The organism is Brevibacillus brevis, from assembly GCF_022026395.1.
Lineage (GTDB): Bacteria > Bacillota > Bacilli > Brevibacillales > Brevibacillaceae > Brevibacillus.
Genome location: NZ_CP041767.1, coordinates 1,569,719 through 1,591,672 on the forward strand (window position 1 = coordinate 1,569,719; position 21,954 = coordinate 1,591,672).

The window sequence follows — 21,954 nt, forward strand, 5'->3', positions numbered from 1 at the left end:
GAGAGGTGTTGGTGCTGATGGAAAAAAGCGTTCAATTTTCCGTACCATGGCGAGAAGCGACACGCATTGTGAAAAGGATCAAAACAAGCAAATTGCGATATTTTGTCAGACAGCAAGAGGGCAAGGCCAGTGTTGCGTTCGTCTTTCCTCGCGTTAGCGTCAGCCAATATGTCTATTTGTATATCATTTTTGGACCGAGAGCTGCTGATGTGCTCAACAACGATAGCAAATAGAATGCTCCCTGATGGCCTTAAGCAGGCGTCAGGGATTTGCAATAATTCACAGGAAAACAAAACCTGACACTTTTCGATAGGACTGTTTCATAGTACAATTCGAATATGAACGAACTTGGGGAAGTTCGGGATGGCGGCACCCAATCTGTGCAGAAGGGCCGCCTCTTTTTTTTGATCATAGGATATAATAGGTACATTTACCTGAATATACAGCTAGAATGAGTGAGTAGTGGGATATAAAATAAGCTTATTCACGTGAATATAACGTACTACTCTCTCCCAAGATTTGATCTTGGGGCTTTTTTTTGTCCAAAATGCATGAAAAAAAGCCGTTTCGTTTCTCATGACGGCTTTGTTATCGATAGGGTAGGTTGAAAGCTTCCTTTTAGCAAGGCATCAATAAATTGCTCCTGTGTGAGAGAAATCGTGATGCCCATCCCAGGCAGATCGACAGAAAAAACATTCTCTCGGTACAAATACCAGAGGTCGCCTGTCGGCTCGATGGAATAGACGTGTATATTTTTCTGGGAATGCTGGCCTGCCTTTTGGATTTCCCGTAACGCTGTAAACAGTTCTCCCCAAACAGGCAGATAAGGCTTCGCTTGGTGCAGCATAATCGCTTGGATCAGTTGGTTTTTCACGAGAGAAATAGCATCCATGTTTGAGTGGTTCAACGAAGGCATGACCGTTATACTCCTTTAGCATGGCTTGGCGCATTAGTCTTGCGTGATGGCGATTTTTGTCGAAGTCATGAATAAGTGTAAAATAGTTATCCGTTCGATGCAAGAGAAGAGAAGGTAGAGATGAGTATTTGGATATTTGACGGTTGCTCTTGATTTGGATAGCATAGGAAAAGCGGTTTTGACAAATGGCAATAGCGAGAAGCGGGAGATGAGATTGTGGCAAAAAAACACCGGTTGATCATCGAGTTTTGCGGTGGATTTGGACAAGGGCTGGCCTTGCTGTATGCTTTGCGATCGTCTGATGTTCAAGTAGCAGGAATCATTTGCAGAGACACGCAGTCAAGCTTGGCTAGCAAACTGATTGATTTTGCACAGCCAGGTTATGAAATTCCAATCGTTACAGGTGCCAGGCAGCCGCTTTTCTCAGGAACGGTAGAAACGACCACCTCGGAAGGTGTACGACTCCTTGCAGAAACCACGCAAGATGAGGAAAGTGAATTGACGCTCGTGACGTTTGATCGTTTGACGACGCTAGCTCTGGCTGTCGCGCGTGATCCATTGTTGGCCAGTAAATTTACGAGAATCGTGGTGCAGGGTGGAGCGATACGCGTACCAGGAGATGTAACGGCTATTGCCGAAACAAACATGCATGGTGATCCGGAAGCAGCTGCGCTCGTTTTGGCAGCACGCTTGCCGCTTGTGCTCGTTCCATTCGATACAACCAGCTCGTTTCGTCTGACGGAAGAGCAAGTACATATGCTAGGAAGTCTCGCAGAAGCAGTTGGTCTAATCGATAGAACGACGATGTCGGACATGCAGTTCGCGACTTCTGCTCGTGGGTTACATGCATGGATAGCGATGCTCGTGGCTCTCTCGCCTGATAAAATGCGAACCGAGCAGATGAAGCTCTCAGTCGAATGCAAAAGTGAATTATCACGGGGTGCCATTCTAGCTGATCTACGGGCAAAACCGAGTGTAGGAACCGATACGGCTGTATGTGTTGAGGTTGAGATGGCAGAGGCAGAGCGCTGGCTGCAAACCGTTTTGGATCAGGGAGGGTTATAAGCGCATGGAAAAAATCATTTTGGATGTAGATACCGGGATTGATGATGCGCTGGCGATTGCTTATGCCGTTCACTCGCCTGCTCTTGAAGTGTGTGGGATTACCACGACTTTTGGCAATATTACGGTGGAGGAAGCAACACGCAATACCTTACAGGTGCTCGAGCTGCTGGGTGCGTCTGCGATTCCTGTCTATCAGGGGGCATCGAAGCCGATTGTTCGCGACCTTACAGGAAAAGCAAGGCTATTCCACGGTGAAAACGGGCTAGGCAATGTGATCCTTCCAGATCCATCGACAACGGCTCAGCCACAGTGTGCCACACAATTTCTCATCTCTGCGATTAAGGAAAATCCTCACGAATTGACGCTCGTGACCGTCGGGAGCATGACTAATTTGGCGAGGGCGATTATGGCTGCTCCAGAAATCGTATCCCTTGTCAAACGAGTGGTCGTGATGGGGGGAGCTGTAACGGAGCCGGGGAATCGCACGCCTGTAGCGGAGGCGAATATTTGCGCTGATCCGGAAGCTGCAGCGTACGTCTTCCAGTCTGGTATTCCCGTGACGCTGGTAGGCCTGGATGTGACGATGCAAACGCTGCTTACCCGCGAACATTTGCAGGAATGGAGAGCGAAGGATACACGCTTAAGCCATGTTTTCGCGGATATGTGCGAGGTTTACATGAATGCCTACGCGACAGTGGGCAACTTGCGCGGCTGCGGTCTGCATGATCCGTTGGCGGTAGGTGTCGTCATTGATCCAACGTTTGTGAAGTCAGTCCCAATGCATGTTGCGGTAGATACGTCCGGGGGAGCCAGTGATGCCCGTACGATTGGAGACAGACGGGAACATCCAGCCCAGCCGCCGAATGTGGATGTGTGTCTGGAAGTTGATCATGAACGCTTTGTCAGCCATTTTTTACAATATGTTTTAGGTAGGTAAGGAGGAAGTCATTATGTTAAAAGAGTTTAAAGAGTTTGCGTTAAAAGGAAATGTCATGGATCTCGCTGTCGGTGTTGTTATTGGTGGGGCTTTTGGTAAAATTGTTACCTCACTCGTTAATGACATTATTACCCCATTGATCGGATTACTTCTTGGCAAGGTAGATTTCTCCGGTTTGTTCATCAATTTGAGCGGGGTTCCTTATAAGACGATCGCTGAAGCAAAAGCAGCTCATGCTGCCACGCTGAACTACGGGTTGTTCCTCAACTCTGTGATTGATTTTGTCATTATTGCCTTTTCTATTTTTATCGTCATCAAACAGCTCAACCGTTTCAAACGCAAGCAAGAAGTGGAGAAAGCACCAGAGACAACGAAAGAGTGCCCGCATTGCATCTCCGCGATTCCAATCAAGGCTACGCGCTGCCCGAACTGCACCTCCATGCTGGAGACAAAAGGAACGGCATTGGCACCCGAATAAGACACATACACGAATCAGACGAACAGAGGAGGGCGATTATGCCTTCCTCTGTTTTCGTTTCACGCGGTTTTTATACTGATAGTGAAGTCTTTTAATCGTATGGTAATAAGTCTTGTCTTTGAGCTTGGCAAACAGCCCGTGGGAAGGAAAGTCGTAATTGACCTCAATAATGGAGAGGTTTCCAGCTTTATCAATGGCAAAATCGACGCCGATTTGCGCGCTGTGCCGATATTTATTAAAGTGGGCACATACGCGGTGACTGATTTGGATCAACTGAGAGACGATACTTTTTATTTTGTCGGGCGTGACAGCTCCAGACTTTTTCAAGGCATGCGGGACTGTGACGGCATATCCGCCGCCGCGAGCTACATTGGTAATAATGCTGTCGGCACCAGCGACCTTGGCTAGCATGCCGGCATATTGCCATTTGCCCAAGCCATTGCGCATCATCATGACACGAATGTCAAAGGGACGACCGTCGATTTCAGCTAAATCCAGCCCTTTTTGTATGACATAATTTTTTTCTGTGCATTGAGCGGCAAGCTTCTGCTTCAAGTCAGCTAAAGAATCTGCCTGCATAGGCTCTCCGCGCTCCTTCACAAATTGATAGCCCCCGCTATCCGTTTTCCAGACGCGAATAATCCCTTTTCCCATATGGGTTCTCGTCGGTTTGATATAGACAGTAGAATACTTCGCTACATACGAATCCAAGCTTTCGGGCTGATATAAAGAAGTAGGCGGCAGGTAAGGGCGAATGTAAGGACTTTTTGAAAAGAACTGATGAAGACTCCACTTGGAGGAGGAGATCACATCATGCACCTCGCTTTACGAAAAATCCATTCGTTCCAGCATATGCAACTACATTCTCGACCGTTTTTGCTGGCTCCCGATGAGACTGGCGTTTTTCAAAAAATGCCGAGGAGTGAGAAGGATTTCAAAAATTGTGGGGGAATATATGTTCTAATCATTGGACAAGGATGGCGAAAATCATGCGGCTATATCGCCCAGTGCAACCTCCGACTCTGCAACGAGCGAACGTCCAAAATGAGTACCGTTACCGAGAGTACATGCCCAATAAAAGCTTGGCGAACTATATCGCCTGCTACTGGGTCTCAGAGTACAACGGCGAGGGTATCGCACATGCGAGCCGAGTCATTCCGGATGGCTGCGTCGATATCATTTTCAATCTCAGAGCTACTTCTGTAAAGAAGGGGGCATTTCTAACGGGACTGATGCGGACGTACGAAGACATGCTAGTAACCGAACCACAATCTTTGATCGGCATTCGATTTTACGCTGAGGGAGCGGCCCGCTTTTTGCACTACCCCGTCGCCATGATCAACGGACATCATCCCAATCTGGAAGACATCTGGGGCAAAGAGGCGGATGAGGTGATAGAAGGCTTGCTTGAAGCCTCCGACACGGCGGAGCGAATCGTTTTGTTGGAGCGGGAGCTTATCAAACGAATGTGGATGGATGATCCAGCAGACCCGTTGCTATTGACAAGCATGAACTATTTGTATGAATACAGAGGAAATCTTTCCATGGGAGCGCTCGCTGAGAAAGTGAATTACAGCGAGAGAACCTTGCGCAGGACGTTTCAACAGCAATTGGGTATGAGCCCGAAGGAACTCGGACGAATCATTCAATTTCAAGGGCTGCTGCAAATGCTGGCAAAGGGAACGCGCACTTCGTTTACAGATGCCGCTCTCCAGTGTGGCTATTACGATCAGTCGCACTTGATCAAGAGCTTTCACACTTTTTACGGTGTAGCTCCAAGCAAAATTGTCTCGCCAGATCGTGTGAATCGATAGTCTTTAAAAGTTGTCCGTTTTTTACAATCTTCTTTTGGCGAGATGCGTTACCCTAAGGAAAGGATGGTGAATTCATGTGAATGAACAAACATTGGATACATACTGCCGGAAGCAGCCCGGTGCCACCCATGACTATCAGATGGATTGGGAATGCGATCGTTACCAAGTCGGAGGCAAAATATTTGCGATGATCGGGGGCGATTCCAAAGGTGTTCGCATCCTCACCTTGAAATGCGACCCGATGCGTGCGGAGGAATTGCGCGAGACATATGAAGGGATCGTACCTGGCTATCACATGAATAAATCCCATTGGAATTCTGTCTACTTGGACGCTGACATTCCCGAAGGCTTATGGGAAAGGATGATCGAGCATGCGTACGAAACGGTGCTCCAAAAACTGCCCAAGCGCGTCCAGCAAGAAATCAAGAGTGAACAGGAGTGAGTGATGTGGGAATCAAGCTTGATATGGTAGGGATTGTCGTACAGGACATGAAAAAAGCGTTGGACTTCTATCGGGTACTCGGTTTCGATATACCCGAAGGTGCAAATGAAGAGCCGCATGTGGAGGTAGCGCAGGACGGTGTTCGTCTCGCCTTTGATACAATGGAAGTTGCCAAGGGTGTATATGGAGGATGGGAAGCACCTGTCGGGCATCGGATTGAGCTGGCTTTTTTGTGTGGGGATGCTGCGGAGCTTGATGGGCTGTACACGAAAATCGTTTCCCAAGGATACGAGAGTCACCGTGAGCCATGGGATGCGTTCTGGGGGCAGCGGTATGCCATCGTGAAAGACCCGGATGGGAACTTGATCAGTTTGTTTGCCTAATACGATCCTTACCATAAGAAGACAAGCCGAGCCTTTGTGAAAGAGGCTAGGCTTGTTTGCGTTTGTAGACGAAATCATTGGCTGATATATAAAACTTTTTAATAGGAAAACATACCCATAACATCGCTGGTTTTTCTCAATAGAACGGGCTGGTGCTGAGACAGCTTGAAAGGGGTGAGACCTGTGCTTGGTTGTTGCTTAAAGAAATAAAATTTACTAATAACTGATTGACTTGTGTAATTTTACTACATATAATGAAAGCGATAACAGGTTCGAATTTTTCAACGATTCTCGATTCTCAATATGGGGGCTTTTGACATGGATCAACCTGCAAATTTGCTCGATTATCGTGCGAAAAATGAGCATGTACTCATCGGCCTCATGTCGGGTACTTCGCTGGATGGCATTGATGCCGCACTCGTAGAAATCCGCACGGATGAACAGGGCGAGATCGAAAATGTGACTCTCCGCGATTTTTTTTATATGCCATACTCCGATGACTTGCGTGAGTGGGTCATGAATCTGTGTAGTGTAGAGACAGCGAGAGTGGATCAGCTGACTGCGGTTCATTACGGCTTATCTGAATGGTATGCCTATGCGGTACAGCAGTTGTTGCAAAAAGCTGGTGTCACGACAGCGGAAGTAGACGCAGTCTGTATGCACGGACAAACCATTTGGCATGTTGCCGGGCGGACGCCATTTCCCGGACCACAAGGAATGACACAGGTCAGGGCGTCCTTGCAAATCGGCGAGCTGTCCACACTGGCTGAGCGTACGGATATACCGGTAGTGGGAAACTTCCGCGCTCGAGACTTGGCTGCTGATGGAGAAGGTGCACCGCTTGTTCCGTATGCGGACTATATTTTGTTCCGCCATCCGCAAAAAGGCAGACTGCTGCAAAACATTGGTGGAATCGCCAATGTCACATTGCTTCCTGCAAGTGCAGCTATCGATCAGGTCGTCGCTTTTGATACGGGCCCTGGCAATATGATCATGGATCAAATCGTCCAGCTCATGACCAACGGACAGATGAGGTATGACGAGGGTGGCAAGCTGGCCGCAAACGGCACCGTCTCTTCAGTGTTACTGGAAAAATGGCTGAAAGACCCTTATTACCAGATCAAGCCACCGAAAAGCACAGGCCGCGAAGTATACGGCAGAGCTTTTGCCCAAGAGCTGTTCCATGATGCGAATCAAATCGGGATCAGTCAGACGGATCTGTTGGCAACCGTGACAGCATTGACTGCTACGACAATTGCGAACGCCTACATGCAATTCGTATTACCAACAACCAAAGTGGAGGAAGTAATTGTCTCAGGGGGAGGCGCTCATAACCAGACGCTTCTCTCCATGCTGCAGCGTCAATTGCCGACAGGAATGACCGTGATGACGGCGCAGCAGTTTGGGATGCCTGACGATGCGAAGGAAGCCGTCGCTTTTGCCATTTTGGGTCATGAGACACTAATGGGACGACCATCCAATGTGCCATCCGTAACAGGGGCGAAGAGGGCCGTGCCGTTAGGAAATATATGCTTCTAACATGAGAACAACAGAGGGGGTACCATCGTGAAAAAACGAGTATTGGCAGGCTTTTTCTTATCATTGTCTCTCGTGCTTTCCGCTTGTTCTGGTGGAGGAACAGCACCCGCAGAGCAAGGCAAGTCAGCGGAAGGACAAGCAAAAACAGAACTGATCGTGGCAGCCGAGCAAGAGCCAGTGGGCTATGACCCCCACAAGGTTCCAGCGGCATCCAGTGTGCGCGTCTATGCGCTCATTTACGATAGCTTGACCAAGCTGGATGAGAACATGAACATCATACCGAATCTGGCAGAGAAGTGGGAGATTGCGCCGGACGGAAAAACGGTCACGATGTTCCTGCAAAAAGGCGTCAAATTCCACAATGGCAAAGACATGACGGCAAATGACGTAAAATTCAGCTTTGAGCGAATCATGAACCCAGACACGGGTTCGATCGCGAAATCGTATTTTTCCAGCGTAGAAGCAATTGAAGTGAAAGATCCAACGACGGTTGTCTTCAAGCTGAAAAATGCGGATGCCTCATTCGTTGCAAATACGGCAAGCGCCTATGCTTCTATCGTGCCAGCAGGCTCCACTGACCTGACCAAGGAAGCTATCGGTACTGGTCCATTCAAAATGGAAAAAAGTGAGTCGGGACAATATGTCCTACTGAAGAAAAATGCGGATTACTTCAATAAAGAACTGCCAAAGGTAGAGTCCATCAAGTTCCAAATTATGAAGGACGAGGCTGAGCGTCTCGCTGCAATTCGCTCCGGTAAAGTCGATATCAGCATGGTGTCTGCTGATTCTGCGAAGCTCTTGGAAGGCAAGCCAGGCGTACAGATCAAGAACTACCAATCCTTGGAGTACAGTTACCTGGGCATGAACGTAAACAAAAAGCCTTTTGACAATCCAAAAGTGCGCGAAGCAATCAGCTATGCCGTTGACCGTAACCAAATTATCCAGACTGTTTGGAAAGGGGAAGCGACTCTGACTGGTCCGATCGCTCCTGCTTTGACCAACTCGGCTTTGGACCCTGCTACTTATCCGACCTACAAAACAGACGTAGAAAAAGCGAAGCAATTGCTGGCGGAAGCGGGCTATCCAAACGGTTTCGAAACCCAAATCGAAACAGCAGCAACTTACCCAGACATGGTAGAAACGGCACAAGTGATTCAACAACAGCTCAAAGCAATCGGCATCAATGCAAAGATCAACCAGCTTGAGTGGGGGAACTACATCGATACGTGGAAATCCAAGGATATGAACTTGATGGTAGGCCGCAACACTTCTGGTGTAGATGCTGACCGTTCCATGCGTTTCTTCTTCTCGACAACTGGCTCTGCCAACGTGTGGAACTACTCCAACCCTGCCTACGATGAGCTGGTGCAAAAAGCACTGACGACAGTAGATCAAGCAGAGCGCAAAAAGCTGTATGATCAAGCACAATCCATGCTGGTAGCAGATGCACCCAACCTGTTCCTGACATCTCCGAAAAACTACTACGCGGTTCGAGACAACATCGATTTCACGCCGTCCGCAGCGGGTGAAATATACTCGCTGATCAAAACTTCGATTAAGTAAAGTAGCATACATGTGATGAAGGCTCCGCCAGAGGTTAGGCGGAGCCAAGTTTCTAAATATGGAGGGAAACTCGTGGGATCTTATCTAATCAAACGTGTCGCCAGCCTGATTCCCATCCTGTTTGGCATATCCGTCTTGATCTTCACGATCCTGCATCTGGTGCCGGGCGATCCAGCTTCCATCATGCTAGGAACGAGTGCCACACCGGAAGCGATTGCGGCGTTGAATAAAAGCATGGGGTTAGATCAGCCTTTGATTAACCAGTACCTGCATTGGGTCACAGGAATCCTGCAAGGGAATTTTGGCGTATCGGTCCACACAGGAGAAGAGATTTTGCCCCAGATTCTCAAGCGCTTTGCCATTACCATGCAACTGACTGTATTTGGCGTTCTGATTGGGTGGGTGCTCGCGATTCCGTTCGGGATTCTCTCGGCTATTCGCGCTCATTCCAAAACAGACATCGTGGTTCGTGTGTTTACGCTACTAGGCATTTCTGTTCCGAACTTTGCCATCGGGACACTGCTCTTGCTCGGCTTTTCACTTTATTTCAACTGGTTCCCGCCTATTGATGTGGTGAACTTCTGGGATAATCCAATCGAGGCGTTCAAGGTATTCATTCTGCCTGCGACAACGATGGGGATTGTGGTGGCTGCTGGTGTGATGCGGATGACTCGTTCTGCATTTTTGGAAACCATGGACAAAGATTTTATACGGACAGCACGGGCCAAGGGTAACAGTAAATGGAGAATCGTCATGGGCCATGCGTTCCGCAACTCTTCGATTCCGATTGTGACGATCGCAGGTATGCAGATCGGTTACCTGCTGGGCGGGTCTGTGATCGTTGAGCAGTTGTTCTCGATTCCTGGTTTGGGCCAGTACATTCTGGAAGGAATTTATCAGCGGGATTATCCGGTTGTACAGGGAGGCGTTTTGTTCGTCGCTCTGGTGTTTGTCCTGGTCAATCTGCTCATCGACCTGATCTATACCTGGATTGATCCGCGTATCAAGTATTGACAAGGGGAATGCGACATGAGCACATTTCGAAAGCGTTTTTTGGCGAATAAGACAGCCGTCTTCTGCTCCATTTTGCTGGCGTTGCTCTGTTTGACGGCAGTGCTGGCTCCGGTGTTGGCTCCGCATGACCCGACACAAATGTTTCAGGATCATCGGATGGAAGGCAGCTCGGGTGAGTTTTTGCTGGGTACGGACCAATTTGGTCGTGATCTTTTGAGCCGCATTATCTACGGTGCGCGCGTATCGCTGGTGGTTGGGCTTTCTGCCGTTCTTGTCAGCGTCGTTTTCGGTACGCTGTTTGGCTTGATCGCTGGCTACTTCGGGCGCTGGATTGACGGTTTTATCATGCGCTGTATGGACGTTCTGTTTGCTTTTCCGGAAATTTTGCTGGCGCTGGCGATTGTCGCCGCATTAGGGCCGGGAACCTTCAACACGATCATGGCCATCGGAATTGTGAACATCCCGATCTTCACCCGGACGGTGAGGGGAGCTGTTCTCTCTATCAAAAATCTGGAGTACGTAGAAAGCGCTCGTGCCATCGGTGCGAGTACACCGCGTATCTTGTTTCAAGAAATTTTTCCGAATGTAACGGCACCGCTGCTGGTTCAATCCTCTCTGGCGATTTCAGGTGCGATCCTGACAGAATCGGCCCTCAGCTTTTTGGGCTTGGGGATTCAGCCGCCAGACCCGTCATGGGGTGGGATGATTTCAGAGGCGCGCCGCTACATGGAGCTGGCTCCAGGCATGATCATCTGGCCATGTCTTGCCATGACGGTGACGATTCTTGCTTGCAACATGTTTGGGGATGCCGTCCGTGATATTCTCGACCCGCGTCATCGTGGGAAATAGGAACGATAGGCTGAGGTGAGAACGAATGAATGTGCAACAGATCAGAGAACGAATGGAGTCTAGTCTGACGCAAGGGATCCATCAGGGCATTTTTCCGGGAGGCGCTGTCAGCATGCTGCGAAAAGGCGCGCCTGCTGTGATGGTCTGCATGGGAAAAACAAGCTATGGACAAGAGGGAAGGCCGGTTCATTGTCAAACGCTGTATGATATGGCCTCCTTGACCAAGGTGATGGTGACCTTGCCGCTCATCCTCATCAGTGTGCAGGAAGGCAAGTTGTCGTTGAATGACTCGGCGACGACCTACTTGCCTGAATTAGCGAGCGCTCACGATCAGGAACGCAAAGGGCAGATTAAAATCATTCATCTGCTCACACATACATCGGGTCTTCCTGCATGGCGTCCGTACTTTTTGCTAGGGAAAAATCGGGAGGACTATTTGCGGCTCATCGCAAACGAGTCGATGCTGGATGCCCCGGGGCGTAATGTTGTGTACAGCGATCTGGGATTCATGCTGTTGGGCTTTTTACTGGAGCGCATCTGGGAGGAGGAACTGGACGCGCTTTCGAAGCGACTGATTTTTCAACCGAGCCGAATGTTTCATACAAGCTACTTGCCGCTGGAACAACCACGTCTGCAAGGAATGGACATTGCTGCTACGGAGAAGGGCAATGCCTTTGAACAAAATATGGCGGTGAATTTTTTATCGGAGCTAGCAGAAGCTAGACATCCTTTGGCGCTGGAGTGGCAGCAAGCTTTGACCGGATACGGTTGGCGAGAAGGAGTTATTAGTGGCACTGTTCACGATTGCAACGCCCACTATGGCTTGGAAGGTGTCAGCGGGCACGCCGGACTTTTTTCCACCTTGGCTGATACAGAGCGCTACATCCACATATGGACGAGTGGGAAGGCTTCCGTACAACTTGATCCGACGCTGTGTTCCTTGGCTACTCGCTCACTCACAGACCATTCGATTCATCGCAGAGGTTTGGGGTGGATCATTTCCCCGACAGGCGGTTCCTTGGAACAACTTGCCGCAGGCTGTAGTGGGGGAGACCTTGTTTCGGAACGCGCCTTTGGGCATACCGGCTTTACAGGAACGTCGATCTGGTCGGACCCGGAGAGAAACGTGGCGCTGATTACATTGACAAACCGCGTGCATCTTGTCGCGAGCCCGTTGATCGGGGCGTGGCGGACCGCTCACCATAACCGATTATTTTCTGTAATCAAACCTGACCACACATCCTGATGAAAAGGGGGAGTACTCATGGCAGCAATGCTTACGATTGATGATTTGCGAACTTCTTTTATCCAAGCAGGCAAAAAGCTGACCGTGATCGAGGGTGTCAGCCTCTCTGTAGAGCCTGGTGAAACCGTCGGTGTGGTCGGTGAATCCGGATGTGGAAAAAGCGTGACCAGCATGTCCATCATGCAGCTCTTGGGACGGAATGTAGAGATGACCGGGAGCATCCGTTTTCAAGACAAGGAGCTGCTCTTACTCACGGAAAAACAAATGCAAGCGATTCGTGGCAATCAGATCGCGATGATTTTTCAGGAGCCGATGACTTCGCTAAACCCATTGCATTCGATCGGCAAACAGATCAGCGAGCCCTTGCGTCGGCATCTCGGACTGTCCAAACAGGAAGCCAAGCGACGGACGATCGAGCTTTTGAAAGAAGTCGGGATTCCGCGTGCCGATGAAATCATTTCCGACTATCCGCACCAATTGTCAGGTGGGATGCGTCAACGTGTGATGATTGCGATGGCGATGTCTTGTGCGCCCAAGCTCTTGATTGCCGACGAGCCGACGACGGCTTTGGACGTGACGATTCAGGCGCAAATATTGGAACTCATGAAAAAAGTCCGTCAAGAGCAAGGCACTTCCATCCTGCTTATCACACATGACCTGGGAGTCGTGGCGGAGATGTGTCATCGCGTCATCGTCATGTATGCAGGTCAAATCGTAGAGGAAGCCGACGTCAAGCAACTGTTTGACGAGCCGAAGCATCCGTATACGAGAGGGCTTTTGAAATCAATGCCTTCTGTCAGTGTCAACCAAGTGCGTTTGGATGCGATTCCGGGCTCGGTGCCCCTTTTGAGCGAAATGCCTGCGGGTTGTCGTTTTGCACCGCGCTGTTCACAAGTCATGGATATTTGCCGCGAGAAAAATCCAGAGCTTACGCCTGTCGCAGACAACCAAAAGTGCCGCTGCTGGCTGTATCGCGAGGAGGACGTGCAATGAGGCAACCACTATTGGAAGTCAAATCATTGACCAAGCATTTCACGAGCAAGCAAGGATTCTTCAGCAAGGAAAAAGTCGTTCGTGCCGTCGATGGAGTCAACCTTGCTGTTTATCCTGGCGAGACTGTCAGCATCGTTGGCGAATCGGGGTGTGGGAAGTCCACGACAGGACGATGCATCCTGCGCTTGATTGAACCGACTGATGGAGAAGTCTTTTTTGAAGGACAGGATATCCGCAAGCTCAATGAATCAGAGCTGCGTAGAGCCAGACGCAACATGCAGCTCGTTTTTCAAGACCCGTTTGCTTCGCTGAACCCGCGTAAAACAATCGGACAGCTTTTGGAGGACCCACTCATCATCCACGGCATCGGCAATTCAGCAGAACGCCGCAAGCAAGTGGAGGAGATGATCCAGATCGTCGGCCTCTCCAAGCAGCAGCTGGATCGCTTTCCGCATGAATTTTCTGGTGGTCAGCGCCAGCGGATTGGCATAGCAAGGGCACTGATTTTGCGCCCGAAGCTGATTGTGGCCGATGAGCCTGTGTCTGCACTGGACGTGTCGATTCAGGCGCAAATTTTGAACCTGATGCAAGATTTGCAAAAGGAGTTCAATCTGACGTATTTGTTTATCTCGCATGATTTGAGTGTCGTCCGCCATATTTCTGATCGGGTAGCGGTTATGTATCTAGGAAAAGTGGTGGAGGTAGCGGATAAACAATCGTTGTACGAGAAACCCACGCATCCCTATACACAAGCACTGTTATCAGCGGTGCCTGTACCAAATCCCCATTTGACGACCCAGCGGATCATTTTGGAGGGCGACCTGCCGAGTCCAGCGAATCCGCCGTCTGGCTGCACATTCCATCCGCGTTGCCGCCACTGTATGGACATTTGCAAAACGGTTGCTCCTGTGGCTAGCGAGGTTTCAACAGGGCACTTTGTCACTTGCCATTTGGATCAGTCATGAAGTGAACATGGGGCAGTAAGATTGAAAAGGAGGTTCGATAGAGCATGAATCTGGAGAACTTGCAAGCATTGACGACTGAAGGAAAAAACGAGGGCAGCAGTGATTTGGATCAATTGAGTGCCCGAGGCATCGTACAAATGATGAACGATGAAGACAAGAAAGTTCCATATGCGGTAGAGCGCGTCCTCGATCAAGTATCTGATGCGGTAGAGGTTATCACACACGTACTGGAAAAGGGCGGAAGACTGTTTTACTTTGGTGCTGGAACGAGTGGACGTTTAGGAATTTTGGATGCGTCCGAGTGCCCGCCCACCTTTGGTACCCACCCTGAGCTCGTTCAAGGCGTGATAGCAGGCGGGCCATCCGCAATGGTACGCGCGGTAGAGGGCGCAGAGGATTCCTTTGAACTGGGTCAAGAAGATGTGCATAAATACGGTGTGACCAAAAATGATGTGGTCGTAGGGATCGCAGCCAGCGGACGGACTCCGTATGTTCTCGGTGTTTTGGCGGAGGCACAGAGGATCAAAGCCAAGACGATTGCTGTCGCTTGCAACAAACCTTCGTACATCAATGAAGGCGTAGATGTAGCAATTAATGTCGTCGTAGGACCGGAAGTATTGACCGGATCGACGAGGCTCAAGGCAGGAACGGCCCAAAAGCTGGTGCTGAACATGCTGACGACAGCGACGATGATTCGCTTGGGCAAAGTGTACGGAAATTTGATGGTCAGCGTGCAAGCGACCAACCTCAAGCTAAAAGAACGAGTAAAGCGGATCATCATGGAAATAACCGGAGCGAGTTACGAGGAAGCGGAGCAACTGGCTGATCAGGCAGACGGTGATGCGAAGACAGCCATTATCATGAAGCTAACCGGATCGAGCAGGGAAGAAGCCACTCGTTTGTTGAATGTTACCAATGGAAGAATCAGGGAAGCAATTTCGCAGTTGGACTAAATTCATGGGAAAGGGTGGAGAGATTCCATGTTGCCAGAATCTATTCGCGAAGAGCTGTGTGCTATCGTCGGAGCGAAAAACTGTCTCGACAAAAAGGAAGCATTAGTCGCTTATTCGTATGACGCGACGCCAATGCAGCAGGCATTGCCGGATGTGGTCGTCATGCCGCAGAGCACTGCCGAAATCCAACAGGTCATGCGAGTTGCAGCACGACACCACATCCCGATTGTGACGCGTGGGGCTGGCTCTAATCTATGCGGTGGAACGATACCAGTCGGGGGCGGAATTGTCTTGGTGTTGAGCCGGATGAATCAGATTGTAGAGATTGACGAGCAAAATTTGACGATAACGGTGCAGCCGGGGGTCCGAACGGTCGACATCCATCAGGCGGTAGAGGAGCTCGGTTTGTTTTACCCACCCGATCCAGGCAGTATGGTCATCTCCACGATTGGCGGGAATATTGCGCTTAATTCGGGTGGACTGCGCGGGTTGAAGTACGGGACAACCAAGGATTACGTGCTGGGTCTCGAAGCTGTTTTGCCGAACGGAGAGGTCATTCGCACCGGAGGCAAGCTGATGAAGGATGTGGCGGGCTATGATTTAACCAAACTTTTGGTCGGCAGCGAGGGCACATTGGCGATCATTACCGAGGCTATTCTCAAGCTGATACCGAAGCCGCAGACACAGCGAGTTATGCTCGCGATGTTTTCAGATATGGCACAGGCAGCGAGGTCTGTTTCCGATATCATTGCCAATCGGATTATCCCTGGCACGCTGGAATTTCTCGATCAGGGCACGATCCGTGTTGTCGAGGATTTCAAACAGATCGGGCTACCGACAGATGTCGCGGCGATTCTCCTGATCGGACAGGACGGAGAGCCGCAGACGGTTGATCGAGATATGGGGCAGATCGCTGCGATTTGCGAGAAGAATAATGCGGTCCAAATCAAGGTAGCGACGACAGCGGAGGAAGCTGATGAGGTGATGACGGCCAGACGCAGTGCACTCGCCGCGTTGTCACGGATGCGTCCGACGACCATTTTGGAAGACGCAACCGTTCCTCGGGCCTCGATTGCGCCGATGGTCGCCGCGATCCAAGAGATTACAGAGCGATACGATCTGCGCATTTGTACCTTTGGCCATGCGGGAGACGGCAATTTGCATCCGACCTGCATGACAGACGCCCGCAATACGGAAGAGATCGAGCGTGTCGAGCATGCCTTCGAGGAAATTTTCGCAGCGGCAATCGATTTGGGCGGAACGATTACGGGAGAGCATGGCGTAGGAATCGTCAAGGCACCGTATCTGGAGTGGAAAGTAGGGGCCGCAGGTATGGAGATCATGAAAGGCATCAAGCACGCTTTCGATCCTCACAATCTACTGAATCCTGACAAGATGTTTGCCAAACAGTCCCGGAACAGAGTGGTGATCCAGCGTGCTTAAAGAAGCCCTGGTAAAGAAACTCGATTACGATGAACTGTCCAACTGTATGCGCTGTGGCTTCTGTCAGCCAGCTTGTCCGACTTTTCGGGAAACAGGCTACGAGGCAGCTTCTCCACGAGGTCGCATCGCCTTGATGAAAGCTGTAGCAGACGGTGTCATGGAGCCAGACAAGAATTTCGTCGATCAAATGAATCTATGTCTAGGCTGCCGGGCATGTGAGCCAGTATGTCCAGCAGGTGTGCCGTACGGTCAACTGATCGAGCAGACGAGAGAAGCGATCGAAGAGGTGCAGGAGCATCCATGGTGGGTCAAACTCGTCCGCAAGCTCGCGTTTTTCCACCTGTTTCCTCATCAGAAGCGCATGTACCAGCTCGGTGGGCTGTTGCGCTTTTATCAGCGTTCAGGCGTGCAAAAAGTCGTTCGCAAGCTGGGAGTGCTGTCCATTCTGCCAAAGCAAATGAGGGAAATGGAAGCGATCATGCCAGAAGCTTCTGGAAAAGGTATCGTGGACTTTTTCGGTGGCACGGTTATTCCAGCGGCAGGCGAGCGCAAGTATCGTGTAGGAATGTTCCACGGCTGCATCATGGATGTCCTGTTCAATGAGACGAATCGCAACACCGTGCGGATTCTGAGTGAGGCAGGCTGTGAGGTCATCATCGCTCCAGACCAGGTTTGCTGCGGTGCTCTCCATGCACATAGCGGTGAACGTGAACAGGCTCGCCATCTGGCGCGAAAAAATGTGGCTGCTTTTCACAAGGCTGACGTGGATATCATTGTATCCAATGCAGGTGGTTGCGGGGCGATGCTGCAAGATTACGACCATTTGCTTGCGGAAGATGCCGAGTGGCAGGAGAGAGCACAATGGTTCGCTTCACGCGTGAAGGATATTAGCGAGGTACTTACACTCCTCGTTGAGCCAAAAGAGTGGCAGTCATTGCCGCAACGAATCACCTATCAATCCTCGTGCCACCTGCGTAACGGGATGAAGGTGACAAAAGAGCCAGTGAACCTCTTGCAAGCCATTCCGGGAGCTACATACGTACAACTTCGCGAAGGAGATCGCTGCTGCGGTTCAGCTGGCATTTACAATCTGGTGCAGCCTGAAATGGCCGGGAGCCTTTTGGATGAAAAAATGGGTCATGTAGCAGCTACTCAAGCAGACATTTTAGTGACCTCGAATCCGGGCTGTCTGTTGCAAATGAAAGCAGGCATTCATCGAGCGGGACTGGAAGGAAAGATGGAGGCCGTACACATCGTCGATTTATTGGCACGTGTGCAGCAGAAAGAAAAGCCCTTGTCTCCCCCTGAGTAAGTGGGGAAGGACAAAGGCTTTTTCCGCTTAAGAGGGGCTAGCTGCTTTGTGCTTTTTCCTGATCGTAGATATCCAACGCAGCTTGAACGGAGCGTCCTGCGTGTACACGGGCGCCATGCCGGAGAAGAACCGCTTCCAACGCCCCTAGCACATGCAATACATTTTTCTTCCTGCAGCTGTAGCCCATTGTGCCAATCCGCCAGATTGTCCCTTTTAACGGCCCAAAGGAACTGGCAATTTCAATATGAAAATCTTCGAGCAGCATGGCACGCACTGACTCTCCGTCGAGCCCGTCAGGAATTTTGATACAGGTCACGACAGGAAGCTTGCAAGCCGGATCGCCGTAGAGCTGCAAACCCATCGCCAACACACCAGCGACCAAGGCTTGTTCATGCAAGCGATGTCTGGCGAATCTCGCCTCCAGGCCTTCTGTGAGGGCAATGCGCACACCTTCTCGCAAGGCGTACAACATGGTTGTCGCCTCCGTATGGTGGTTCAGCCGTGCGGGTCCCCAGTAATCCATGAGCTGGCTCAAGTCAAAATAATTGCTGCGAATCGTTCGGGTTTGAGCAGATTTCGGAGCAGAGGGATCAGCGAGTCCACGCTCAATTTTTTTCCGTTGGAGCAAGAGTGCTTCTACACGAGAATTAAACGTGATAGGAGCCATCCCAGAGGGGACAGACAAGCATTTTTGTGTGCCGCCAATACATGCGTCGATATACCAATCGTCCACCTTCACTTCTGTCCCGCCGATAGAGGCGACAGCATCGACGACAAACAGGACATCCATCCGGCGGCAAGCCTCCCCGATTTCTTTCAAAGGCTGAACACAGCCAGTGGATGTTTCGCCGTGAACCATTGCTACGATTTTGGGCTGAACTCGCTCGATTTCAGCAATCACGTCCTGCGGCTCAAAGACACTTCCCCAGCGTGTTTCCATCGTAATCACATCTGCGCCGTACCTTTCCGCAATCTCTGTAAGCAAGTGCCCGAATCGTCCATAAATGGGTACAAGCACCCGATCTCCTGGTTCGATTATGCTACACAAAACGGCCTCAATGCCCGCCCGTGAGGTTCCGTCTATCGGGAATGCCCAATGATTGGATGTCTGGAACAATTTCCGAAGCATTTCCATTGTTTCGTTCATAATGTTCGTGAATTCTGGATCGAATTGCCCCAAAATGGGTGAACCCATCACGCGAAGAACACTAGGCTCGGCCTCGACGGGCCCTGGCGTCATGATTGTTCGTTGTGAGGTGGTCAGTTCTTTGTACGCACACATAAGCTCTCCCCCAGATCTTTCTATATCAACGGCCGATTTTCCGATTCCATCACCGGAAAAAACGGCCGTAGCACTACCAAACTTCTATGCCCATCAAAAATCTATTTTGAAATTCAAGAAGCCAGCTTTTCTCAGCGCCTCGTAGATAATGACGAGCGCTGGACCGAGTATCAGCCCGAAAAATCCAATCACCTGAAATCCGAGGAACATGCTGACAAGAGCGGCTAGGGCGCTAATTCCCAGATTAGATGCGAGTACCTTGGGTTCAATAATGCGGCGGACGACCGTAATCACGAGGAAGATGACGATCAGGCCGATTGCCAAATAAGAGTTGCCCATCAAGAAGTTGTAAATAGCCCATGGAACGAGGAACGAGCCTGCCCCCAAGATGGGGAGAATATCGACGAAAACGATCATGAGCGAAATGACGGCTGCATACTTGACCTGTAAAATGAGTAATCCCAAAAAGGACAGCGTGAACGTCATCAGGCTCAAGATGATTTGGGCACGTAAAAAACCAACGGTGGCACGGTTCAATTGAGAGATAACCACCTCGACCTTTTCACGAGCAGACACCGTGAACATTCGCATGAAGCCCGCACGCAATTTCGGCAAATCGAGACTGATCAAAAACAAGGCAACCAAGTAAATAATCGTAGAGATCAAAAAGCCCGGAACGATGGCTGCCACACCGAGAATACCTTTGGCAATCGTGGAGGCTGAAGTAAGCGCCCAGTTTTTAAGCCCAGCGAAGACGCTCTGGATTTCCGATACGGTTTCGGCAGGTAACGACGCATAGTACGTTTCCCAGCTCATCAAATAGGACTCGACCAACTCAAAAATATGCTGCGAAAAAGCTGGTAATCGCTGAGCCAAAACAATTCCCTGAACCACAATCTGCGTACCGATCCAGTACAGTATGATCCCAAAAGAAATGAGGAAGAGGAAAAAGGATGCGATTACCGCACTCATTCGATTCATTCGTAGCCTTTTGGTAAGAAACAAGACGAGTGGCTCAACCAGAATTGCTGTTAACAGTGCTAGCAAAAAGGGGACGGAGTAAGGCAAAAGAAACAACCCGACTGCTAGAACTAATAGCAGGATGATCATTTTCCGAATCGTCATGACTGCGCTCCATTCTGAATGAAAAATCGCTGAAAATTGATTCTCTTATTTTATCATTTTTCCAGAAGCGAACACAATGAACCCAATCATAGCACGAAATTGATAGATATTATCAGAAAAAACAAAGAAATGAAAAGAATACAAAAAAGGGGAAAACACAAAAATTCATGATATGATGCTCACCTATATACCACTCAAGTTTGATGCGTATAAGCATATCGACTTGAGAGCTACATCTTAATCTTTCATAGCGAGGTGTCAGAATGAAGCGGTTTGGATTAGCGATGCAAATTGTCGTCGGTCTCATTCTGGGTATCCTGGTGGGTGCTATTTTTTACGGCAACCCGGCAGTGGCGACCTATTTACAGCCTATCGGTGATATTTTTCTCCGATTGATTAAAATGATTGTCGTTCCGATCGTTGTTGCCACGCTTATTGTGGGCGTAGCAGGCGTAGGTGACATGAAGAAGTTGGGCAAAATCGGTGGTAAGACAATTTTGTATTTTGAAATCGTTACCACGATTGCCATTATCGTTGGTCTTTTGGCGGCGAACATCTTTCAACCGGGTGTCGGTGTGGATCGAACAGTCCTTACCAAGACTGATATCCACAAGTATGTAGACACGGCAGAATCAACGCAGAGCCACGGTATGGTGGAAACATTCGTTAAGATTGTACCAACGAATATTTTTGATTCTCTTGCTCGTGGTGATATGTTAGCGATTATTTTCTTCTCCGTTCTGTTTGGACTTGGTGTCGCAGCAGCAGGCGAGAAGGGAAGGCCGGTTCTCAACTTTTTCAATGGAGTCGCGGACGCCATGTTCTGGGTTGTGAACACCATCATGCGTTTTGCTCCGTTTGGTGTTTTTGCATTGATTGGTGTTACCGTTTCCAAATTTGGTTTGTCTTCCTTGATTCCATTGGGGAAACTGGTTATTTTGGTTCACGTTGCCATGTTGTTCTTCATTTTGGTGGTATTGGGCATCATCGCGCGTATCAGCGGAGTCAAAATCACTTCCATCCTGCGTGTGCTGAAGGACGAGCTGTTGTTGGCTTACTCCACTTCCAGCTCCGAGACTGTACTGCCTAAAATCATGGAAAAAATGGAGAAGATGGGCTGTCCGAAGGCGATCGCGTCCTTTGTTATTCCGACAGGCTACTCCTTCAACCTGGATGGTTCCACACTGTACCAGGCACTGGCTGCTCTGTTCATTGCGCAAATGTATGGTATTCACATGCCAATCAGCACACAGATCACGCTGATGCTCGTACTGATGGTTACGTCCAAAGGGATCGCTGGTGTACCGGGAGTATCGTTCGTAGTACTGTTGGCTACGCTCGGCTCTGTAGGTCTCCCAGTAGAAGGCCTTGCTTTCATCGCCGGTGTAGACCGTTTGATGGATATGGCTCGTACAGTTGTTAACGTTGTAGGTAATGCGTTGGCAGCAATCGTAATCTCCCGTTGGGAAGGTCAGTTCGACCAAAAGAAAGCAGACGATTATGTTCAGGCAGTAAAAGCCGATCCAAGTGCGGCTTAATCTAAGCTATTAATAATTTTAAGAAGCCTCCTGTCAGTGAATTTAGCTGGCAGGGGGCTTTTTGTTTTGTTTTAAAAAGTGGCTAGGGTGGTGGGAA

Annotated in this window: 22 protein-coding genes; 18 read left to right on the forward strand and 4 right to left on the reverse strand. The window is 49.7% G+C overall.

Annotated elements, in window-relative coordinates; genetic code table 11:
* Positions 1 to 17 precede the first annotated feature (17 nt).
* The gene (locus FO446_RS07920) at positions 18 to 233 is read left to right on the forward strand and encodes a hypothetical protein (protein ID WP_173608760.1); all 216 of its coding nucleotides are present in this window, start codon (positions 18 to 20) and stop codon (positions 231 to 233) included.
* Between the two features lie 341 nt (positions 234 to 574).
* Here the strand turns inward: FO446_RS07920 and FO446_RS07925 are convergent, their stop codons facing one another.
* Positions 575 to 916 (reverse strand): hypothetical protein, encoded by a 342-nt coding sequence (locus FO446_RS07925; RefSeq protein WP_173608759.1) that lies wholly within the window; start codon positions 914 to 916, stop codon positions 575 to 577.
* A 216-nt stretch (positions 917 to 1,132) separates the two neighbouring features.
* On the opposite strand from FO446_RS07925, the gene FO446_RS07930 reads away from it, so the two are divergent.
* From FO446_RS07930 to mscL, 3 genes are read left to right on the forward strand one after another with little or no spacing between them, the layout of a single operon-like run.
* Complete coding sequence (locus FO446_RS07930; RefSeq protein ID WP_237900339.1) at positions 1,133 to 1,981, forward strand: nucleoside hydrolase; 849 nt, start codon at positions 1,133 to 1,135, stop codon at positions 1,979 to 1,981.
* Between the two features lie 4 nt (positions 1,982 to 1,985).
* Positions 1,986 to 2,918 carry a nucleoside hydrolase gene (locus tag FO446_RS07935; RefSeq protein WP_237900341.1) on the forward strand — a complete coding sequence of 311 codons (933 nt, stop codon included), beginning with the start codon at positions 1,986 to 1,988 and terminating at the stop codon, positions 2,916 to 2,918.
* A 13-nt stretch (positions 2,919 to 2,931) separates the two neighbouring features.
* The gene (mscL, locus tag FO446_RS07940; protein ID WP_221867627.1) at positions 2,932 to 3,396 is read left to right on the forward strand and encodes a large conductance mechanosensitive channel protein MscL; all 465 of its coding nucleotides are present in this window, start codon (positions 2,932 to 2,934) and stop codon (positions 3,394 to 3,396) included.
* Positions 3,397 to 3,432: 36 nt separating this feature from the next.
* Here mscL and FO446_RS07945 read toward each other — a convergent pair whose 3' ends face one another.
* Positions 3,433 to 4,215: a YheC/YheD family protein gene (locus FO446_RS07945; RefSeq protein ID WP_312027529.1), complete on the reverse strand. Its 783-nt coding sequence runs from the start codon at positions 4,213 to 4,215 to the stop codon at positions 3,433 to 3,435.
* 170 nt (positions 4,216 to 4,385) lie between these two features.
* Here FO446_RS07945 and FO446_RS07950 point away from each other — a divergent pair, with 170 nt between their 5' ends.
* From FO446_RS07950 to FO446_RS08010, 13 genes are all read left to right on the forward strand, one after another.
* A complete protein-coding gene (locus FO446_RS07950) occupies positions 4,386 to 5,210 on the forward strand; it encodes an AraC family transcriptional regulator (protein WP_229087983.1) in 825 nt (274 codons plus the stop codon).
* Positions 5,211 to 5,286: 76 nt separating this feature from the next.
* Positions 5,287 to 5,652 carry an MmcQ/YjbR family DNA-binding protein gene (locus FO446_RS07955; protein ID WP_173608753.1) on the forward strand — a complete coding sequence of 122 codons (366 nt, stop codon included), beginning with the start codon at positions 5,287 to 5,289 and terminating at the stop codon, positions 5,650 to 5,652.
* A 5-nt stretch (positions 5,653 to 5,657) separates the two neighbouring features.
* The gene (locus tag FO446_RS07960; RefSeq protein WP_173608752.1) at positions 5,658 to 6,035 is read left to right on the forward strand and encodes a VOC family protein; all 378 of its coding nucleotides are present in this window, start codon (positions 5,658 to 5,660) and stop codon (positions 6,033 to 6,035) included.
* Positions 6,036 to 6,353: 318 nt separating this feature from the next.
* Positions 6,354 to 7,574, forward strand: coding sequence for an anhydro-N-acetylmuramic acid kinase (locus tag FO446_RS07965; protein WP_173608751.1), 1,221 nt, complete (start codon positions 6,354 to 6,356; stop codon positions 7,572 to 7,574).
* 27 nt (positions 7,575 to 7,601) lie between these two features.
* Complete coding sequence (locus FO446_RS07970) at positions 7,602 to 9,137, forward strand: ABC transporter substrate-binding protein (protein ID WP_173608750.1); 1,536 nt, start codon at positions 7,602 to 7,604, stop codon at positions 9,135 to 9,137.
* A gap of 72 nt (positions 9,138 to 9,209) precedes the next feature.
* The gene (locus FO446_RS07975; RefSeq protein WP_173608749.1) at positions 9,210 to 10,151 is read left to right on the forward strand and encodes an ABC transporter permease; all 942 of its coding nucleotides are present in this window, start codon (positions 9,210 to 9,212) and stop codon (positions 10,149 to 10,151) included.
* Positions 10,152 to 10,166: 15 nt separating this feature from the next.
* Positions 10,167 to 11,000: an ABC transporter permease gene (locus FO446_RS07980; RefSeq protein WP_173608748.1), complete on the forward strand. Its 834-nt coding sequence runs from the start codon at positions 10,167 to 10,169 to the stop codon at positions 10,998 to 11,000.
* A 25-nt stretch (positions 11,001 to 11,025) separates the two neighbouring features.
* Complete coding sequence (locus FO446_RS07985) at positions 11,026 to 12,246, forward strand: serine hydrolase domain-containing protein (protein ID WP_173608747.1); 1,221 nt, start codon at positions 11,026 to 11,028, stop codon at positions 12,244 to 12,246.
* Between the two features lie 18 nt (positions 12,247 to 12,264).
* A complete protein-coding gene (locus FO446_RS07990; protein WP_173608746.1) occupies positions 12,265 to 13,239 on the forward strand; it encodes an ABC transporter ATP-binding protein in 975 nt (324 codons plus the stop codon).
* Positions 13,236 to 14,204 carry an ABC transporter ATP-binding protein gene (locus FO446_RS07995; RefSeq protein WP_173608745.1) on the forward strand — a complete coding sequence of 323 codons (969 nt, stop codon included), beginning with the start codon at positions 13,236 to 13,238 and terminating at the stop codon, positions 14,202 to 14,204. The genes FO446_RS07990 and FO446_RS07995 overlap by 4 nt, the downstream gene beginning before the upstream one ends.
* Before the next feature lie 44 nt (positions 14,205 to 14,248).
* Positions 14,249 to 15,157 carry an N-acetylmuramic acid 6-phosphate etherase gene (gene murQ, locus FO446_RS08000; RefSeq protein ID WP_232773408.1) on the forward strand — a complete coding sequence of 303 codons (909 nt, stop codon included), beginning with the start codon at positions 14,249 to 14,251 and terminating at the stop codon, positions 15,155 to 15,157.
* 27 nt (positions 15,158 to 15,184) lie between these two features.
* Complete coding sequence (locus tag FO446_RS08005) at positions 15,185 to 16,600, forward strand: FAD-binding oxidoreductase (RefSeq protein WP_237900343.1); 1,416 nt, start codon at positions 15,185 to 15,187, stop codon at positions 16,598 to 16,600.
* Positions 16,593 to 17,912, forward strand: coding sequence for a (Fe-S)-binding protein (locus FO446_RS08010; RefSeq protein WP_232773406.1), 1,320 nt, complete (start codon positions 16,593 to 16,595; stop codon positions 17,910 to 17,912). Before FO446_RS08005 ends, FO446_RS08010 begins: the two co-directional genes overlap by 8 nt.
* A 37-nt stretch (positions 17,913 to 17,949) precedes the next feature.
* Here the strand turns inward: FO446_RS08010 and FO446_RS08015 are convergent, their stop codons facing one another.
* Together FO446_RS08015 and ytvI are read right to left on the reverse strand one after the other, a co-directional pair.
* On the reverse strand, positions 17,950 to 19,194 hold the full coding sequence (locus tag FO446_RS08015; RefSeq protein WP_221867630.1) for a pyridoxal-phosphate-dependent aminotransferase family protein: 1,245 nt from the start codon (positions 19,192 to 19,194) through the stop codon (positions 17,950 to 17,952).
* Positions 19,195 to 19,287: 93 nt separating this feature from the next.
* Positions 19,288 to 20,319: a sporulation integral membrane protein YtvI gene (gene ytvI, locus FO446_RS08020; protein ID WP_221867631.1), complete on the reverse strand. Its 1,032-nt coding sequence runs from the start codon at positions 20,317 to 20,319 to the stop codon at positions 19,288 to 19,290.
* A gap of 263 nt (positions 20,320 to 20,582) precedes the next feature.
* Here ytvI and FO446_RS08025 point away from each other — a divergent pair, with 263 nt between their 5' ends.
* Positions 20,583 to 21,857 (forward strand): cation:dicarboxylate symporter family transporter, encoded by a 1,275-nt coding sequence (locus tag FO446_RS08025; RefSeq protein ID WP_173608739.1) that lies wholly within the window; start codon positions 20,583 to 20,585, stop codon positions 21,855 to 21,857.
* Positions 21,858 to 21,954: the final 97 nt, after the last annotated feature.

Bases quoted from the DNA above. Each gene is read 5' to 3' on its own strand.
- ytvI (WP_221867631.1), bottom strand. From the start codon at position 20,319: ATGACGATTCGGAAAATGATCATCCTGCTATTAGTTCTAGCAGTCGGG.
- FO446_RS07935 (WP_237900341.1), top strand. From the start codon at position 1,986: ATGGAAAAAATCATTTTGGATGTAGATACCGGGATTGATGATGCGCTG.
- FO446_RS07925 (WP_173608759.1), bottom strand. From the start codon at position 916: ATGCCTTCGTTGAACCACTCAAACATGGATGCTATTTCTCTCGTGAAA.
- FO446_RS07965 (WP_173608751.1), top strand. From the start codon at position 6,354: ATGGATCAACCTGCAAATTTGCTCGATTATCGTGCGAAAAATGAGCAT.
- FO446_RS07985 (WP_173608747.1), top strand. From the start codon at position 11,026: ATGAATGTGCAACAGATCAGAGAACGAATGGAGTCTAGTCTGACGCAA.
- FO446_RS07995 (WP_173608745.1), top strand. From the start codon at position 13,236: ATGAGGCAACCACTATTGGAAGTCAAATCATTGACCAAGCATTTCACG.
- mscL (WP_221867627.1), top strand. From the start codon at position 2,932: ATGTTAAAAGAGTTTAAAGAGTTTGCGTTAAAAGGAAATGTCATGGAT.
- FO446_RS07990 (WP_173608746.1), top strand. From the start codon at position 12,265: ATGGCAGCAATGCTTACGATTGATGATTTGCGAACTTCTTTTATCCAA.
- murQ (WP_232773408.1), top strand. From the start codon at position 14,249: ATGAATCTGGAGAACTTGCAAGCATTGACGACTGAAGGAAAAAACGAG.
- FO446_RS08015 (WP_221867630.1), bottom strand. From the start codon at position 19,194: ATGTGTGCGTACAAAGAACTGACCACCTCACAACGAACAATCATGACG.
- FO446_RS07950 (WP_229087983.1), top strand. From the start codon at position 4,386: ATGCGGCTATATCGCCCAGTGCAACCTCCGACTCTGCAACGAGCGAAC.
- FO446_RS08005 (WP_237900343.1), top strand. From the start codon at position 15,185: ATGTTGCCAGAATCTATTCGCGAAGAGCTGTGTGCTATCGTCGGAGCG.
- FO446_RS07980 (WP_173608748.1), top strand. From the start codon at position 10,167: ATGAGCACATTTCGAAAGCGTTTTTTGGCGAATAAGACAGCCGTCTTC.
- FO446_RS08025 (WP_173608739.1), top strand. From the start codon at position 20,583: ATGAAGCGGTTTGGATTAGCGATGCAAATTGTCGTCGGTCTCATTCTG.
- FO446_RS07920 (WP_173608760.1), top strand. From the start codon at position 18: ATGGAAAAAAGCGTTCAATTTTCCGTACCATGGCGAGAAGCGACACGC.